General features: G+C 61.4%; 14 protein-coding genes. 11 read left to right on the top strand and 3 right to left on the bottom strand.

Annotated elements, in window-relative coordinates; translation table 11 throughout:
- Window positions 1-241: 241 nt before the first annotated feature.
- The 4 genes from ALTER154_RS12940 to ALTER154_RS12925 all read left to right on the top strand — a co-directional run bounded on the left by ALTER154_RS12940 (window position 242) and on the right by ALTER154_RS12925 (window position 4,434).
- Window positions 242-1,270, top strand: coding sequence for an amino acid ABC transporter substrate-binding protein (locus tag ALTER154_RS12940; protein ID WP_090252487.1), 1,029 nt, complete (start codon window positions 242-244; stop codon window positions 1,268-1,270).
- Between the two features lie 101 nt (window positions 1,271-1,371).
- Complete coding sequence (locus tag ALTER154_RS12935; RefSeq protein WP_160087623.1) at window positions 1,372-2,556, top strand: amino acid ABC transporter permease; 1,185 nt, start codon at window positions 1,372-1,374, stop codon at window positions 2,554-2,556.
- A gap of 9 nt (window positions 2,557-2,565) precedes the next feature.
- Window positions 2,566-3,663 carry an amino acid ABC transporter permease gene (locus tag ALTER154_RS12930; RefSeq protein WP_160087621.1) on the top strand — a complete coding sequence of 366 codons (1,098 nt, stop codon included), beginning with the start codon at window positions 2,566-2,568 and terminating at the stop codon, window positions 3,661-3,663.
- A gap of 9 nt (window positions 3,664-3,672) precedes the next feature.
- Window positions 3,673-4,434, top strand: coding sequence for an amino acid ABC transporter ATP-binding protein (locus ALTER154_RS12925; protein WP_160087619.1), 762 nt, complete (start codon window positions 3,673-3,675; stop codon window positions 4,432-4,434).
- Between the two features lie 188 nt (window positions 4,435-4,622).
- Here the strand turns inward: ALTER154_RS12925 and ALTER154_RS12920 are convergent, their stop codons facing one another.
- The 3 genes from ALTER154_RS12920 to ALTER154_RS12910 all read right to left on the bottom strand — a co-directional run bounded on the left by ALTER154_RS12920 (window position 4,623) and on the right by ALTER154_RS12910 (window position 8,278).
- Window positions 4,623-5,027 (bottom strand): META domain-containing protein, encoded by a 405-nt coding sequence (locus ALTER154_RS12920; RefSeq protein WP_160087617.1) that lies wholly within the window; start codon window positions 5,025-5,027, stop codon window positions 4,623-4,625.
- Entirely contained in the window at window positions 5,024-5,464 is a 441-nt protein-coding gene (locus ALTER154_RS12915) for a hypothetical protein (RefSeq protein ID WP_160087615.1), read from the bottom strand. The genes ALTER154_RS12920 and ALTER154_RS12915 overlap by 4 nt, the downstream gene beginning before the upstream one ends.
- 63 nt (window positions 5,465-5,527) lie before the next feature.
- Complete coding sequence (locus ALTER154_RS12910) at window positions 5,528-8,278, bottom strand: ATP-binding protein (protein ID WP_160087613.1); 2,751 nt, start codon at window positions 8,276-8,278, stop codon at window positions 5,528-5,530.
- 117 nt (window positions 8,279-8,395) lie between these two features.
- On the opposite strand from ALTER154_RS12910, the gene ALTER154_RS12905 reads away from it, so the two are divergent.
- The 7 genes from ALTER154_RS12905 (at window position 8,396) to ALTER154_RS12875 (ending at window position 17,115) form a co-directional block, all read left to right on the top strand.
- Window positions 8,396-9,106 (top strand): response regulator transcription factor, encoded by a 711-nt coding sequence (locus tag ALTER154_RS12905; RefSeq protein WP_160087611.1) that lies wholly within the window; start codon window positions 8,396-8,398, stop codon window positions 9,104-9,106.
- A gap of 3 nt (window positions 9,107-9,109) precedes the next feature.
- Window positions 9,110-10,450, top strand: a complete 1,341-nt coding sequence (locus ALTER154_RS12900) for a sensor histidine kinase (protein ID WP_160087609.1) — start codon at window positions 9,110-9,112, stop codon at window positions 10,448-10,450.
- Between the two features lie 136 nt (window positions 10,451-10,586).
- Window positions 10,587-12,827 carry a TonB-dependent siderophore receptor gene (locus ALTER154_RS12895; RefSeq protein WP_160087607.1) on the top strand — a complete coding sequence of 747 codons (2,241 nt, stop codon included), beginning with the start codon at window positions 10,587-10,589 and terminating at the stop codon, window positions 12,825-12,827.
- A gap of 89 nt (window positions 12,828-12,916) precedes the next feature.
- Window positions 12,917-14,407, top strand: coding sequence for a class I SAM-dependent methyltransferase (locus ALTER154_RS12890; protein ID WP_160087605.1), 1,491 nt, complete (start codon window positions 12,917-12,919; stop codon window positions 14,405-14,407).
- The gene (locus ALTER154_RS12885) at window positions 14,404-15,300 is read left to right on the top strand and encodes an alpha/beta hydrolase (protein WP_160087603.1); all 897 of its coding nucleotides are present in this window, start codon (window positions 14,404-14,406) and stop codon (window positions 15,298-15,300) included. The genes ALTER154_RS12890 and ALTER154_RS12885 overlap by 4 nt, the downstream gene beginning before the upstream one ends.
- Window positions 15,293-15,589 carry an iron transporter gene (locus ALTER154_RS12880; RefSeq protein WP_160087601.1) on the top strand — a complete coding sequence of 99 codons (297 nt, stop codon included), beginning with the start codon at window positions 15,293-15,295 and terminating at the stop codon, window positions 15,587-15,589. Before ALTER154_RS12885 ends, ALTER154_RS12880 begins: the two co-directional genes overlap by 8 nt.
- Window positions 15,586-17,115, top strand: coding sequence for a PepSY domain-containing protein (locus ALTER154_RS12875; protein WP_160087599.1), 1,530 nt, complete (start codon window positions 15,586-15,588; stop codon window positions 17,113-17,115). Before ALTER154_RS12880 ends, ALTER154_RS12875 begins: the two co-directional genes overlap by 4 nt.
- The last annotated feature ends 1 nt before the right edge of the window (window position 17,116 follow it).

Raw genomic sequence — 17,116 nt, 5'->3', positions numbered from 1 at the left:
GGCGCTTCACAGGTTCGCCAGGTGCTGCATGCTGTGCGACAAGTCACTTGCTATCTGTCTCTAGCCCATTCAAATAATGGGCGGGTGAGAGTTTATGGCCGCTGGAGCAATCGGCAACTAAACTCGCGCTAAGGTTTGATCCCCGGTTGAGTGTGTTGCTGCCGACACAGTCAACGAGCCCCATAAGGGTACGGTGGTAGAACCGAGACTCCAAACACAACAAAAGCAACTGGAGGTTTTAATGAAGATGGTGAAATCCACATTGGCAGTACTGACCACCGCCGCTGTTCTCGGTGTCAGCAGTTTTGCTCAAGCAGGCGCTACTCTGGACGCGATCCAGAAGAAAGGTTTCGTACAGTGCGGTATCAGCGATGGTCTGCCTGGCTTCTCCTACGCCGATGAGAAGGGTAACTACCTGGGTCTCGACGTTGACGTATGCCGCGCAGTTGCTGCCGCGGTATTTGGTGACGCGACTAAGGTCAAGTACAGCCCGCTGACCGCCAAAGAGCGCTTCACCGCGCTGCAGTCCGGCGAAGTCGACATCCTCTCGCGTAACACCACCTGGACCAGCTCGCGTGATTCGGGCCTGGGTCTTAACTTTGCCGGCGTTAACTACTACGACGGTCAAGGCTTCCTGGTTAACAAGAAACTTGGTGTTTCCAGCGCTAAAGAACTCGATGGCGCAACTGTCTGCATCCAGGCAGGTACCACCACCGAGCTGAACCTCTCCGACTACTTCCGTGCCAATGGCCTGAAGTACACCCCGATCACTTACGACACCTCCGACGAGAGCGCCAAATCGGTTGAAGCTGGCCGTTGCGATGTGCTGACCTCCGACCAGTCGCAGCTGTACGCACAGCGCATCAAGCTGGCTGACCCGGATTCCTACGTGGTACTGCCGGAAGTGATCTCGAAAGAGCCACTGGGCCCGGTCGTACGCCAGGGTGACGAAGAGTGGTTCGACATCGTGCGCTGGTCGCTCTACGCGATGGTCAACGCTGAAGAGCTGGGTGTGACTTCGGCTAACGTTGAAGAGCAAGCCAAATCCACCAAGAACCCCGACGTAGCACGTCTGCTCGGCGCTGAAGGTGAGTTCGGTAAAGATCTGAAGCTGCCGAAAGACTGGGCTGTACAGATCGTCAAGCAAGTGGGCAACTACGGCGAAAGCTTCGAGCGCAACGTCGGTACCGGCAGCGAGCTGAAGATCGAACGTGGCCTCAACGCCCTGTGGAACAAAGGTGGTCTGCAGTACGCACCGCCGGTGCGCTGACCGTCCGCTGCCAGTCACTCGTCCTGAGTGGCTGGCATTGTTCTGATTGATGTGAACCTCATGCCCGCTAATGCGGGCATGAGGGTTCCAAGAGGGCTCCTATGCAAACCACTGCAAATGTCCCGCGCCCCGGTGGATCGGTTTGGACCGACCCCAAGGCGCGTGCTTGGCTATTTCAAATTCTTGCCGTTATCGCCGTTGTGGCGCTCGGCTGGTTTCTGTTTGACAACACCCAGACCAACCTGGAAAAACGCGGGATTACGTCCGGGTTTTCCTTTCTCAATAACAGCGCCGGTTTCGGTATTGCCCAGCACCTGATCGACTACGACGAAAGCAACTCCTATGGGCGTGTTTTCGTGGTGGGCCTGCTCAACACCCTGTTGGTGTCGGTGATTGGTATTGTTCTGGCGACGCTGTTGGGTTTTTTGCTGGGTGTGGCACGTCTGTCGCCAAACTGGTTGATCAGCAAGCTGGCCACGGTATACATCGAGACGTTCCGTAATATCCCGCCGTTGCTGCAAATCTTCTTCTGGTACTTCGCTGTCATGCTCTCCCTGCCAGGACCGCGGCAGAGCATGGGCGTTGGTGAAGCGTTCTTCCTCAACAGCCGCGGCCTGTATATGCCGGCGCCAAGCCCGACCGACAGCTTTGGCTTGTTTGCCGGTGCGGTGATTGTGGCGATCATTGGTGTGGTGCTGCTGGCGCGCTGGTCGAAGGCGCGTTTTGAGGCTACTGGCCAGCTGTTTCCGGTGTCCCTGGGGGCAATACCGCTGCTGATCGGCCTGCCGGGTCTGGCGATTTTGCTGGGCGGCAACCCGTTGCAGTGGAGTGTGCCGGAGCTGACGGGCTTCAACTTCCGGGGTGGCTGGGTACTCATCCCTGAGCTGATGGCCTTGACCCTGGCGTTGACCATCTACACCGCTGCCTTTATCGCCGAGAACGTACGTTCCGGGATCATGGCCGTCAACCACGGGCAGACCGAAGCGGCTCGCTCTCTGGGCCTGCCAGCGGGCAAGACCCTGCGCTTGGTAATTATTCCGCAGGCGCTGCGGGTGATCATTCCGCCGTTGACCAGCCAATACCTCAACTTGGCGAAAAACTCCTCACTGGCAGCCGGTATCGGTTATCCGGACATGGTCTCGCTGTTCGCCGGCACGGTACTCAACCAGACTGGGCAAGCGATCGAGGTGATCGCCATCACCATGAGTGTGTACCTGGCAATCAGTATCAGCATTTCCATGTTGATGAACTGGTACAACAAGCGCATTGCGCTGATCGAGCGGTAAGGAGCAGCCATGCAAACGCATACGTTCAAACCTGATCTACCGCCACCCGCGCTGAGCGTTGGTGTGCTGGGTTGGCTGCGCGCCAACCTGTTCTCCAGCTGGTTCAACACCCTGCTGACATTGTTTGCAGCCTATTTGGTCTGGCTGATGCTGCCACCGCTGATTCAGTGGGCGTTTATTGATGCGGACTGGACCGGTACCACCCGTGCCGACTGCACCAGTGGCGGCGCGTGCTGGGTGTTTGTGCAGCAGCGTTTCGGCCAGTTTATGTACGGTTTCTACCCGAGTGAACTGCGCTGGCGCGTTGACCTGACCCTGTGGTTAGCGGTCATCGGTGCTGCACCGCTGTTCGTGCCGCAAATGCCGCGCAAGGCCATGTATGGCCTGGCTTTCCTGGTGGTTTATCCGCTGCTGGCCTTCTGGTTGCTGCACGGTGGTTTCTTCGGTCTGTCGACTGTGTCCACTAGCCAGTGGGGCGGTCTGATGCTCACGTTGGTGATTGCCGCAGTGGGTATTGCCGGCGCTTTGCCGCTGGGCATTCTGCTGGCGCTGGGACGGCGTTCGGACATGCCGGCGATCCGCGTGATCTGCGTGACGTTCATCGAGTTCTGGCGTGGGGTGCCGTTGATCACCGTGCTGTTTATGTCTTCGGTGATGCTGCCGCTGTTCCTGCCTGAGGGCCTCTCCTTCGACAAGCTGATGCGTGCGTTGATCGGGGTGATCCTGTTCCAGTCGGCCTATATCGCCGAAGTGGTGCGCGGTGGCCTGCAAGCGATTCCAAAAGGTCAGTACGAGGCCGCTGCGGCCATGGGCCTGGGCTATTGGCGGATGATGGGGCTGGTGATTCTGCCGCAAGCCCTGAAGCTGGTTATTCCCGGCATCGTCAACACCTTTATTGCGCTGTTCAAGGACACCAGCCTGGTGATCATCATCGGCCTGTTCGACCTGCTCAACAGCATCAAGCAAGCCACCACCGATCCGGCTTGGCTGGGCATGGCCACTGAAGGCTATGTGTTCGCCGCGCTGATTTTCTGGATTTTCTGTTTTGGTATGTCCCGCTACTCCCAGCATCTGGAGCGCAAGCTGGACACCGGCCACAAGCGTTAGGAGTGAGTTATGAGTGAAGCCAACAAGCAACCCAGCGCCGAGCCGATGATCCTGCTGCAGGGTGTGAACAAGTGGTACGGCCAGTTCCATGTGCTCAAGGACATCAACCTGAGCGTGCAGCCGGGCGAGCGTATCGTGTTATGCGGGCCTTCGGGCTCAGGCAAATCGACCACCATCCGCTGCATCAATCGGCTGGAAGAACACCAGCAAGGTCGCATCGTGGTTGATGGCACCGAGCTGACCCACGACCTCAAGCACATCGAAGCGGTGCGCCGCGAAGTCGGCATGGTGTTCCAGCACTTCAACCTGTTCCCGCACCTGACCGTGCTGCAGAACTGCACCCTGGCGCCGATGTGGGTGCGCAAGATGCCCAAGCGTCAGGCGGAAGAGATTGCCATGCACTTTCTTGAGCGCGTGCGCATTCCGGAGCAGGCCCATAAGTACCCAGGCCAGCTCTCCGGCGGCCAGCAGCAGCGTGTGGCGATTGCCCGTGCGCTGTGCATGAAGCCCAAGATCATGCTGTTCGACGAGCCGACCTCGGCCCTCGATCCGGAAATGGTCAAGGAAGTGCTGGATACCATGATTGGCCTAGCCGAAGACGGTATGACCATGCTCTGCGTAACCCACGAAATGGGCTTCGCCCGCACCGTGGCGAACCGGGTGATCTTTATGGACAAGGGTGAGATCGTGGAACAGAACGAGCCCAACGCCTTCTTCACCAATCCGCAGAACGAACGCACCAAACTGTTCCTCAGCCAGATCATTCACTGAGTTTCAGCTGCAACAAAAAAAGGGCGCCTTCGGGCTCCCTTTTTTTGTTGCGCATGGCTTGTGCGCGTAAAGTCTGTTTCGGATCTCGCGAGCTAGAGCAAAACAAGGCGCTAGGTTAGTAACAGCCTTTAGCTGTTACTGCGTTGCAACCCAGCTTGGCCTGCGCGCAGCTGATCCGAGACGGGCTCTTATTTGCTCTCAGGCCATAGGCGCAATGGCTTGCCTTCGGCGGGCCACAGTCGCAGCTGCTCGGTGGCGGAGAAATCCCAGCGCTCTACCGTGCTCAGGCTAGCGAGAAAGCGCGCTTCCTGCTCCATCAAGGCCGGGGCGCACATCTTGCGGGTGCTGCCGGGGGTGCTGAAGCTCAGCTTGTCGCCCTCCAGGGTGTAGCTGGCAAACCAGTGGTTGCAGCCGGCGTTGCCATACGCGCGGCCGTCGTCACCGAGGGTGATGGTCAGGTGGCTGCGGTCGATCAGTGGGCGTTCGCCGATCCATTCCACCTGGTAGCTGTGCTCGGTTTCCAGCTGCGGTGCGGATGTGGCGCAGCCAATTAGGCCGGCAGCCAGCAGGCTGATAGTCAGTACGCGTTTCATATCGCCTCCTTGTTGATGCATTTCGGGCACAGGTGCTTGGCATTTTTCGACTGCCAGCCCAGTTCCTTGATGCGCGCTTCGGCGGCAGGTGCCTGGGCCTTTTTGCCGAGGGCGGCGTCGACGGCGAACTCGAAGTCCAGCTGAGCATTGCAGCTGTCGCAGTTGGCCTGCCAATTGAAGATCGCCAACTCCTTGAAGGCCGGGCCGGTGGCCACCGCCACCCACTGGCCACGCGGGTTGATCAGATGACGAACCTTGTCGGCCTGCAGGCGCATCGATAATTCGCGGCTACCTTTGAGGGTCACCAGCAAGGTGTCGCCGCTCTGGATCGAGCCGCCATTACCGGTGACCTGGTAACGGCCCGGTGCCAAAGCACGGCATTCAATCAGGGTGTGTTCGGGGTTGAGCAGGTTGTAGCGAAAATCGTGTTCAGCCATGGAGCCTCCAAATAGGCGCAAATGCTAACACGCAGCTGCTATTGGCTGCGTTGGCCTGCTGCTTCAGGCGTTGACTTCAGCTTCGCGGGCCAGCCGGTCGATGGCGGCATCCAGCTCATCCAGGGCGTGCTGGGCGGCCGGATCATTTTGTTTCAGCAGGGTTTCGCTGCGCTGGCAGGCGGCACGTAGCTGCGGTACGCCGCAGTAACGGGTAGCGCCGTGCAGACGGTGCACGCGTTCAATCAGACTGTTGCGCTCGCCACTTTCGCGGGCCTGGCGAATGGCCTGGCGGTCGCCGGGCAGGCCGGCGAGCAGCATGCTCAGCATATCGGCGGCCAGGTCCGGCTTGCCGGCAGCCAGGCGCAGACCTTCGTCGGCATCCAGTACGCTGAGGTCGTTATGCGTGGTGCTGATGCCAGTGTGCTCATTGCTCTGATTGCGCAGGGCCAGGCCGGTCCATTTGAGTACCACCTGGGCCAGTTGACGCTCGCTGATCGGCTTGGTCAGGTAGTCGTCCAGGCCGCTTTGCAGCAGGGCGCGTTTCTCGTTGGCGAGGGCGTGGGCGGTCAGCGCAACAATCGGCACCGGACTCCGGCCGCCTTGGCTTTCCTGTTGGCGTATGGCCTCGGTGGCCTGGCGGCCGTCCATGCCGGGCATCTGCACGTCCATAAATATCAGGTCGAATGGCTGCTCGGCTGCTCTCTCCACGGCTTCATAGCCGCTGTTGGCGATGCTGACTTGCGCGCCCATGTCGTCCAGCAGCGTTTGTACCAGCAGCAGGTTGGCTGGGTTGTCGTCGACGCAGAGAATCAACGGCGGGCGACTCGGGGCTCTCTGCTTGTTTTCTGCACGGTTCTGCCGTGGGCTCACCAGCTCAGCCAGGCCGCGCTGCAGCTTGCGCGTGCAGGCCGGTTTGGCCTGCAGTTGGCTGTACGCATCCGGCAACAGGCTGTGATAGAGCGATTGTTCGGTGGTGGGGCACAGCAGCAGAGTCTTGCAGGCCAGGCGTTCGAGCTCCCAGATGCGCTGGTCGAGGTGCTCCGGTGGCAAGGTCTGGGTACTGACGCCGAGTACCGCCAGCTCGATTGGCTGGGCGCTATGTCGCGCCTCGGCCACGGCGCTGAGCAGGCTGTCGAGGTTATCGAAACCGCTGACTTGCAGGCCGCAGTCTTCTAGTTGATGTTGCAGGGCCTGACGCGCTAGGTCGTGGTGTTCCAGGGCGGCCGCGCGGCGGCCGAGCAGCGGTGGCCGCGGCAGGTCTTCGGCATCGTCACGGGCCTTGGGCAAGCTCAGGGTGATCCAGAATTCCGAGCCTTCTTCGGGCGTGCTGTCGACGCCGATTTCGCCGCCCATCTGTTCGATCAGGCGTTTGGATATCACCAGGCCCAGGCCGGTGCCGCCGGCCTGGCGGCTGAGCGAATTGTCGGCCTGGCTAAAGGCCTGGAAAAGTTCGCGCAGGTCGTCATCAGACAGGCCAATGCCGGTGTCCTGCACGCTGATGCGCAGCTGCGCGCGGTCGGCGCTCTCATCTTCAAGCATGGCGCGAATCACGATGGTACCCGCACGGGTGAACTTGATCGCGTTGCTCACCAGGTTGGTCAGCACCTGCTTGAGCCGCAACGGGTCGCCGATCAGCGACAGCGGTGTGTCGCGGTAGACCAGGCTGAGCAGTTCGAGCTGCTTGGCGTGGGCGGCCGGGGCGAGGATGGTCAAGGTGTCCTGCAGCAGGTCGCGCAGGTTGAACGGGATGTTTTCCAGTACCAGCTTGCCGGCTTCGATCTTCGAGAAATCGAGAATCTCGTTGATGATCGCCAGCAGGCTGTCGGCGGATTTTTCGATGGTGCCCAAGTAATCCTGCTGACGCGGGGTGAGTTCGCTTTTCTGCAGCAGGTTGGTGAAACCGAGGATGCCGTTGAGCGGAGTACGGATCTCGTGGCTCATATTGGCGAGGAATTCGGACTTGATTCGACTGGCCTCCAGGGCTTCTTTGCGCGCCAGGTCGAGTTCGATGTTCTGGATTTCGATCGTTTCCAGGTTCTGCCGCACGTCTTCGGTGGCCTGGTCGACGCTGTGTTGCAATTCTTCCTGGGCGTTCTGCAGCGACTCGGCCATGCGGTTTATGCCAGAGGCCAGTTCGTCCAGCTCATGGCTGCCGAGTGGCGGCAGGCGGGTTTCCAGGTGGCCGTCCTTGAGCTGGGCGACGCTCTGTTTGATCTGCCGCAGCGGGTCGTTGATCGTGCGGCTCATGCGTACGGCGAGCAGTGCGGTGACCATCAGCCCGGTGGCGATCAGCAGCAGGCTGGCCAGCAAGCTGCGGTAACCGCTGAGCAGGGTGCTGTGGTGGGACAGCTCCAGCTCGACCCAGCCGAGCAGCCGGGTGTCAGGCTCCCCTGTGGTTTTGCCGGTGATGCTCAGGTGCTGCTGATACACCGGCAACAGAAAGCGCGTGGCGTTCTGATTGCTGTTCTGCGCGGGTTGCGGCTCGCCAGCTGCCGGCGAGGGATTAAGCATGCTCGGCCCAGCATGGGCCAGGATGTTGCGCTCGGCGGCGAGAAAACTCACGGCACGCACATCCGGTTGTTCGAGTGCCTGGTTGGCAATGCGCTGCAGCACCTCGCTGTCGCCGGCATGCAGCGCGGGTGCGGCCAATGGCGCGAGCTGCTCGATGATCATCTGCCCGCGCTGCAGCAGTTGTCCCTGCAGGCCGGACAATTGCACCCAGGTGAAATAGCCGCCCAACACCAGCGCCAATAGGCTGGTGGGCAACAGGGTGAGCATGAGCACACGACCTTTAATGCCTAAATCCTTTAACACGCGCTGCCTCCTTGGGTGATGTTTTGGCAGTGTAGCGATTCAGCCGGCGAGAATCTGTAGGTGAGTGCGGCGTGGTTAGTAGGTAGAATTATTCTCATTTGAGTCGGTGGATTATTCGTGCTCACTTGTACCCGTCCAGCCGCGCGGATTCTTGCGGTTGAAGATGACCCGCTACTGGCCAGCCATTTGCAGCAGCATCTGCAGGACAGCGGTTACGGCGTCACCCTCAGTCGCGATGGCAGTGAAGGGCTGCGACTGGCAGTCGAGGGTGACTTCGATTTGGTCTTGATGGACATCCTGCTGCCTGGCATCAGCGGCTTGCAGGTATTGCAGAACCTGCGTGAGCAGCGCGGCGTGCCGGTCATTCTGATGTCTGCATTGGGTGGCGAACAAGACCGGATTGCCGGTTTCAGCCAGGGAGCGGATGACTATCTACCTAAACCCTTCAGCATGGATGAACTGAAAGTGCGCATCGAGGCGGTGCTGCGTCGGGTGGCGTATGAGCGGCGTGAATTTACTGCGCCGGGGGTGGATCCGCAGTTGCAGTTTGATGATTCCCGCACGGATGTGTGCCTGCGCGGGCAATGGGCTGATCTAACCCAGACTGAGTTTCGCCTGCTTGAGCTGTTTGTGCGCCATCCGGAAGGCTTGATGACCAAGGCCTTTCTCTACCAGCAGGTGCTGCGCCGCGCCTATTCACGGCACGACCGCAGCCTAGACATGCATATCAGCCATATCCGGCGCAAGTTGCAGGCCCTTGGCTACAGCGCCGGGCGCCTGGAAACCGTGTGGGGCAAAGGTTATCTGTTTACCCGCGAGGGCGTTTGAGCCATGCCGGGACGTCACTCGTTGTTCTGGCGGCTGGCTTTGCTGGTCATGGCTTTCTGCCTCCTGATCATCTGGGTTAGCTGGTCCTGGGGCGGGCGTATCGAGTTTCGCGGCTATCTGCTCAGTGAAGCGGCGCAGCAGCAACTGCTTGGCTATGCCGCTGAGGCTGAGCAGGTCTGGCGCAGTGCTGGTGCCGGAGGCGTCGAGCGCTGGCAGACGCAGATGCAGCAGCGCGAGTCAGTCTGGCTGGCGGTGCTTGGTCGCGATTTGCGCGCTCTCGGCACGCGAACCTTGAGCCTTGCAGAAACCGAGCGGCTTACGGCCATGCGCCATATCGACTGGCCTATGAGTAAGCGCGCCAGTGGCCTGCCGGTCATTGCCTTGCCGTTTCCGCAGCAGCCACAGGATGGCCAATTGGTGATCGAGTTGCCGGAGCGTTTTCTGCCGCAGGGTTTTACCTGGCACGCCCAGTTGCTGGTGCACGGCCTGCTGCCCTGCGGGCTGGCGCTGCTGCTCTGTGCCTTGCTGTATCGCCTACTGATTACCCCGTTACAGCACCTGCGTGAGCAGGCCAACGCCCTGCGTGATGAGCAACTGACTGTGCGCACGGCCAGTCAGATCAGTACCCGTCAGGATGAACTGGGCGAGCTGGGCCGCGCCTTCGACCATATGGCCGAGCGCCTGCAGGGCATGCTCAGCCTGCAACGTCAGTTGCTGCGCGATCTTTCTCATGAGCTGCGTACACCCTTGAGCCGCTTGCGGGTGGCCTGTGAGAGTGGCCTGGATGCCGAGCAACTGCGCCAGCGTCTGGAGCGAGAGGTCAACGGCATGCAGTGCCTGGTGGATGACACCTTGGAGTTAATCTGGCTTGGTACGGAACGTCCGCAGCCTGAGTTGGAGCCGATCAGCCTGCCCTCGCTGTGGGCCTTGCTGGCCGATGATGCCTGTTTTGAAAGTGGCTGGCCGCAGGCCCAGCTGCGTTGCCTGTTACCTGAGCACTGCTGCGTGCGCGGGCACCTCAATGGCCTGGCGCAGGCGCTGGAAAACGGTTTGCGCAATGCCATTCGGCATTCCCCTCCTGGCGCAATGATCAGCCTGGATGGGCGCTTGGAGCAGGGCGATTGGCTGTTCTGGCTGGAGGATCAGGGTGGTGGCGTGGCGGCTACGCAGCTGGAGCAGATGTTCCTGCCGTTTATTCGTTTGTCAGCGGCTCGCCCCGGCGGTGATGGTTTTGGCCTGGGCCTGGCGATTGCCCGCAGCGCCATGCAGATGCAGGGCGGGGCGATGTGGGCCGAAAACACGGGTGAAGGTTTGCGCCTGAATTTCCGGCTGAAAAGTGTATAGATTGTAAATGAGCTTTACTAACAAATAAGAATGAGTAGCATCTGCGCCGTTCCCGCGTACCGGTCGGGCTGGCGTAGCGTGTGACTGCCTGCCCTTGAGCCTGGACGCGGACCATTCGCCACAGGAGAGGGTGTTCATGCAGTCGCGATTCAAGCTCAGTCATCTGTCATTGGCCATCGTTGCGGCCAGTCTTTCCCCCTGCACGCTGTTTGCCGCCGAAGTGGTGGATGCCGAGGTCGATGCCCTGAGTGCAGCCGCCGAACCCACCGATGCGATCAAGCTCAAGGATGCTGTGGTCACCGCCAAGCAGGAGCTCAAACAGGCGCCGGGTGTGTCGATCATTACCGCTGAAGACATCAAGAAGCGTCCGCCGGCCAATGACCTCTCCGATGTGATCCGCCGCGAGCCGGGGGTCAATCTGACCGGTAACAGCACCAGTGGCAGCCGTGGCAACAATCGCCAGATCGACCTGCGCGGCATGGGCCCGGAAAACACCCTGATTCTTATCGATGGCCGTCCCTCCAGCTCGCGTAACGCTGTGCGTTACGGTTGGACCGGTGACCGTGACACCCGTGGCGAAACCAACTGGGTGCCGGCTGAAGAAGTCGAGCGCATCGAAATCCTCCGCGGCCCGGCCGCCGCACGCTATGGCTCTGGGGCCATGGGCGGGGTGGTGAATATCATCACTAAGCGGCCAACTGAAGAGTTGCGTGGTTCGGTCACCCTGTACGCGATCCAGCCGGAAGACGATGCCGAAGGGACCGGCCAGCGTGCCAACTTCAACCTCAGCGGTGCGCTGAACGACAGCCTGGCCTTCCGCCTGTATGGCGGTGCCAATAAGACCAATGCCGATGATGCTGATATCAACGGTGAACACCAGGTGGGTGCCGATACGCTGGTGGCGGGTCGTGAAGGCGTACGCAACAAGGACATCAGTGGCCTGCTCAGCTGGCAGCTGAACCCCGACCACAGCCTGGATCTTGAAGCCACCTACAGCCGTCAGGGCAACATCTACGCCGGCGACACCATGCTTAACGGTGGTGGCGCATTCGTGAACCAGCTGTATGGCAAGGAAACCAACATCATCCAGCGCAGCAGCTACGCGCTGACCCATAACGGCAGTTACGACTGGGGCAGCTCCACCGCCTCGCTGGCTTATGACTACACCCGTAACGAGCGCCTCAATGAAGGCCTAGCAGGTGGCGGTGAAGGCGCGCCGGCGGAAGGTGCCGGAGTGTTCATGTCGCGCCTACGCAACACCCGCGCCAATGCCGAAGTCAATTTGCCGCTGGAAGTCGGTGCGCCGCAGGTGCTGACCTTGGGCGGCGAATACCTCTATGAAAGTCTGAATGACCCAGGCTCCATGCGCGCGCAAACCTGGGACCCGGGTGTCGGCGGTGTGCCGGCGGTTCCTGGTTTTGACCGCAGCCAGACCAAGACCACCGCGCACAGCTTTGCCCTGTTTGCCGAGGACAATATCGAGGTGGGTGATCGCACCATCGTTACCCCAGGGTTGCGCTATGACGACCATGAAGAGTTTGGCGGCAACTGGAGTCCGAGCCTGAATGCCTCCCATGAACTGACCGATGAGCTGACCCTCAAAGGCGGTATCGCCCGGGCCTACAAGACCCCCAACCTGTATCAGTCCAACCCCAACTACCTGCTCTACAGCATGGGTTTTGGCTGTAACGCGGCAGAAGCCAACGCTGGCGGCTGCTACCTGATCGGTAACCCGGACCTGAAGCCGGAAACCAGCATCAACAAGGAAATCGGTCTGGCCCTGGATAAGGGTACCTGGCGCACCAGTGCGACCTACTTCCGCAACGACTACAAGAACAAGATCGTGTCCAGCAACACCGCGGAGTTCCGCCTGGCGAACGGTCGTCGCGTGCAGAACTGGGAAAACTCCGGTAAAGCCGTCGTCGAAGGGGTTGAGGGCAACCTGTTCGTCACCCTTAGCCCGACGCTGGAGTGGAACACCAACTTCACCTACATGATCGAGTCCAAGGACAAGGACAGCGGCGAGCCGCTGAGCATCATCCCCGAGTACACCGTCAACACCAGTCTGGACTGGGCTGCCACCGAGAAGCTGTCGCTGCAGGTCAGCGGCACCTACTACGGCACCCAGGAGTCCCCGAGCTACAACGCTCGGCGCAACGTGGCGATCGACAGCCAGGCACAGAAGGACATCGATCCTTACGGCCTGATGGGCGTCAGCGCCGGCTATGCCTTCAATGAGCAGTACAGCGTGCATATGGGGATCAACAACCTGTTCGACAAACGCATCTACCGCGAAGGCAACGCCACCGAAGCCGGGGCCAACACCTACAACGAAGCCGGACGTGCCTACTTCGCCTCGGTCACCGCATCCTTCTAGGTCATCGTGCTCCTTACCCGTTGCTACGGCGGGTTTCGGCTCCGTCAGGCGTGTCCTGGCGGAGCCTTTTCAGTGCAGGAAAACGCTTAATGCAAGTGTGGAATCAGGGGTATCTGGCCGAGTTACCCTATCCCCATCATGTGCAGCCGCAGTTGGCACCCAGCTGGCTGGTGGCGCTACAGACGGCCCTCGGGCAACGCGCAAGCAGCCTGTTGTCGGGGTTTCGCTATTGCGAACTGGGTTGTGGGCAAGGCCTGAACAGCCTGTTGCTGGCCGCCAGCAACCCCGAGGGGCAGTTTGTGGCGGTGGATTTCAACCCCCAACATATCGCCCATGGCCGTCGACTGGCCGCAGCTGCGCAGTTGAGCAACATCGAGTTTGTGCAAGCCGATTTCACCGAGCTGCTCGCGCATTCGGGCGAGGGCTACGACTTTATCGTGGCCCATGGCGTGTACAGCTGGGTGGCACCCGCGCAGCGTGCGGTCATCCGTGGCTTTGTCGAGCAGCGCCTCAACGCCAATGGGCTACTGTGCCTGGGTTATATGTGCCAGCCCGGCATGGCGCCGCTGGCGGCGGCTCAGCGGTTTATCTGGCAGCACGCGCAATACAGCAAAGGTTCACCGCCGCAGCGTGTGCAGGCGGCTCTGGACGCATTGCAGGCCTTGCAACAAGGCGGCGCCGGCTATTTTGTCGAGCAGCCTGAGATGGCCCGGCTGCTGGCGCGCAGTGCCGAGCAGGGGCTGGATTATCTGGCTCATGAGCTGCTGTGCGAGCACTGGCAGCCGTTGCCGGTGGCAGACGTCATGGCAGAGTTTGCCAGCCTTGGCTGTCAACTGATCGGCAGCGCTATTCCACTTGAAAACATCGATGCAGTGTCGTTGCCCGGTAACTGCCTGGCCGCGATTCAGGGGCTGACTGACCCGCTGCTGCGGGAAACCGCCAAGGACCTGGCACGCAACCAGGCCCAGCGCAGTGACCTGTACCAACGCGGCGATCAGGCCCTGTCGACCATGGCGCATCGGCACGCCTTGTTGGACAGCTGCTGGGCACTGTTGCCCGCAGCGCCGGCACCGGGGGCGGTGGAATTTTCAACGCGCATCGGTCCGTTGCAGGGCGCTGCCGAGTTGTATCAGCCGCTGCTGCAGGCCCTTGGCGAGGGGCCGCAAAGTTTTGCCGAGCTGGCGCGGCGGCCCGCCCTGGCGGCGCAGGTTGGCCAGCTCAGTGGCGCCCTGCAGCTGCTGATGTGGGCGGGTTATGCCCATCCGTTGCTGCACTCGCCGGTGGATGTCAGCCGCTGCCAAGCGCTCAACCGTCTGCTGGCTGAGGGAGCGTTGCAGGGCGTCGGTTACGCACACCTGGCCGCACCGAGCCTGGGCGCGAGCGTGCCGGCAGACAAGCTGGAAATGGCTGCCGCTCGTGTGTTGCTGGAGCACCCACAGTTACGTGGCGTCTTACTGAGCGAAACCATTCAGGCCCTGCTACGCCGCCACGGTGTAACGGTGGAGCAGGCCGCCGAGCGCGTGCAGCAGTTCGAGCAGCGCACCTTGCCCGGCTGGCAAGTGCTGGGGGTAGTGCCATGAAGCGCTGCTGGTTGTGGTTGTCCTGTCTGTTCTGGCTGAGCGTGGTGAACGCTGCGGATTATCCCGGTTACCAACGGCTTGAGCCGTTTCAGGTGCAGTCGGCAGATGCCCAGCGCAGCTATCAAGTGCAGCTGCTGGTACCGGCGCGTGCGGCGCCGGCTAGCGGTTTCCCAGTGCTTTATCTGCTTGATGGCCATGCCGCGCTGGCGGCGCTGAAGGCGCAATGGCTGGCCGAGCTGAAGGCGGGGACGCCGCCGCTGCTGGTGTTTATCGGGCATGCCGGTGAGCGGCCCTTCAATGTGCCGGCACGCACCCTCGATTACACCCCGGCACGTCGCGATGGTCAGCCGATGCAGGCCTTCAATGGGATGCAGGGTGGCGGTGCTGCGGCCTTTCTGGCGTTGCTGGAGCAGCGCATAAAGCCGCAGGTTGCCGCGCTGCAGCCGGTTGATGCGGCGCAACAGGCGCTCTGGGGGCATTCGTTCGGCGGGCTGTTCGTGCTCAATACCCTGCTCACTCAGCCAGCCAGCTTTAGCCGCTACATCGCCGCCAGCCCGTCGCTGTGGTGGCAATCCGGGCTGGTGCTGGAGACCGAACGCGGCTTTGCCGGGACCACTGCTCAGCTGTTGATCCTGCGCGGCAGTGACGAAGGTTTGCCCGGTAACGCTCGACCCGGTGTCGACCCGGCGCAGCTGGAGCAGCGGCGCAAGGCCATGGCCGCGGTTCCGGCCGATGCCGCGCGTCAGATGGCTGAACGCCTGGGGCGCTGGCCGGATATGCAGGTGACATATCAGGAATTTTCCGGCTTGGGCCATGGGCCGATGTTGGCCGCGTCCCTGCGGCCAGCACTGCGGATGGCGGCTGGTTTGGCGCAGGAGGGAAGCGATGAGTAAGGCCGGAGAAACAACCCAGGCATGGCCGATCTGTTCACGAGTGTTGGCCGGGTTGCTGGGCGGCTATGTGTTCACCTACGCATTGACCGCCGCCCTGGCGCAGCTGTTGCCGCTGGACCGGGTGGATGCGCTGCTGATCGCCAGCTTGCTGTCATTCATCGTCTACACCCTGGCGATTCTCTGGGCGTTTGCCGCACGCAGCGCCTGGTGCGCTTGGGTGGTGGTACCGGCCGCTGCGCCGCTGGCGCTGATCGGCTTCTGGCCACACCTGCTGGAGCGTCTGGCATGAAACAGACCCTGACCCAATCCATGGCCTGGCTGCACACCTGGGGTGGCCTGCTGTTCGGCTGGCTGCTGTTTGCCATCTTTCTCACCGGCAGCCTGGCGGTGTTCGACCAGGAGATCGATCACTGGATGCAGCCGGAGATCCAGCAGACGTCGGTCAGCAACGCTCAGGCTGTCGAGCACGCCGTGGCTTATCTGCAACGCCAGCATGCCAATGCCCGCGCCTGGAACATCAGCCTACCCAGCGCGCGCATGCCTGCCTTGCGGGTGACGGTGGGTGACCGACGCTCAGGCATCAGCACCTACTTGGACCCACGCACCGGTGAACCCTTGGTGGTGCGCGACACGGCCGGCGGTACATTTTTCTTTCGTTTTCACTACAGCCTGAGCATGCCACGCAACCCGGGTATCTGGATTGTCGGGTTGGCGGGGATGGCCATGCTGGTGGCGCTGATCAGCGGCATCATCATTCACAAGAAATTCTTCAAGGAGTTTTTTACCTTCCGGCCCAACAAGGGCCAGCGCTCCTGGCTCGATGCACACAATGCCAGTGCAGTGCTGCTGTTGCCGTTTCACCTGATGATCACCTACACCGGCTTGTTGATCTTTGCCCTGATCTACATGCCGGCGGCGCTGGACAGCCTCTACAAAGGGGATTTTGCGGCGTTCTACCGCGAACACATCGACGTCATGGAAGAGCCGCATCAGGCGCCGACTCACCCGGCGCCGCTGACGGCGCTGGCTCCACTATTGGCCGAGGCCGAAGCACGCATGGGGCCGCTGAGTGGTGTGGTGATCGAGCACCCCGGTCGCAGTGATGCGCATATCGAAATGCGCCGGGTGCTGGGTAACCGCATTGCCCTGACCAAGGGCCACAACATGGTCTTTGACGGGGTGACCGGTGAGCTGCTGGCCGGACCGCCAGAACTGCGCCCCAGTGTGCTGGTGCAACGGGTGATGTTTGGCCTGCACTTTGCGCAGTTCGGTGGCTACCCGATGCGCTGGCTGTACTTTGTTTGCGGCGTGCTCAGCAGTGCCATGATCGCCTCCGGGCTGGTGTTGTTTACCGTCAAGCGGCGGCGTAAATACGCCAGTGAAAGCCCCCGGGGGCAACAGCTCTATCGCCTGGTGGAAAGCCTTAACGTGGCGACAATTGCCGGCCTGGCCGTGGCCTGTATCGGCCTGTTGTGGCTCAACCGCCTGCTGCCGGTTGAGCTGGCCCAGCGTGGCGGTTGGGAGGTGCGCGGTTTCTTTGCAATCTGGCTGCTGAGCCTGCTGCACGCCTGGCTGCGCCCGCGCTTGCAGGCCTGGCGTGAACAACTGAGCCTGGCGGCGTTGCTGTGCTTGGGGTTGCCGCTGCTCAGTGCACTCAGCGATGGCCAGGCCTGGGCCGACAGCATGCGCCTGTGGCTGGAGGTAACGGTGGTGGCACTGGGGCTGCTGCTGGCTTGGAGTGTCTGGCGCTTGCGTCAGCCGCAGGTGCAACACAGCGAGCGGCGGGTGCGGCCCGCACAGGCGCAGGTGAATTGAG

This window comes from Pseudomonas sp. 9AZ (assembly GCF_902506525.1).
GTDB classification, from domain to species: Bacteria; Pseudomonadota; Gammaproteobacteria; order Pseudomonadales; family Pseudomonadaceae; genus Aquipseudomonas; species Aquipseudomonas peli.
This window is presented reverse-complemented; position numbering and strand designations above follow the sequence as displayed.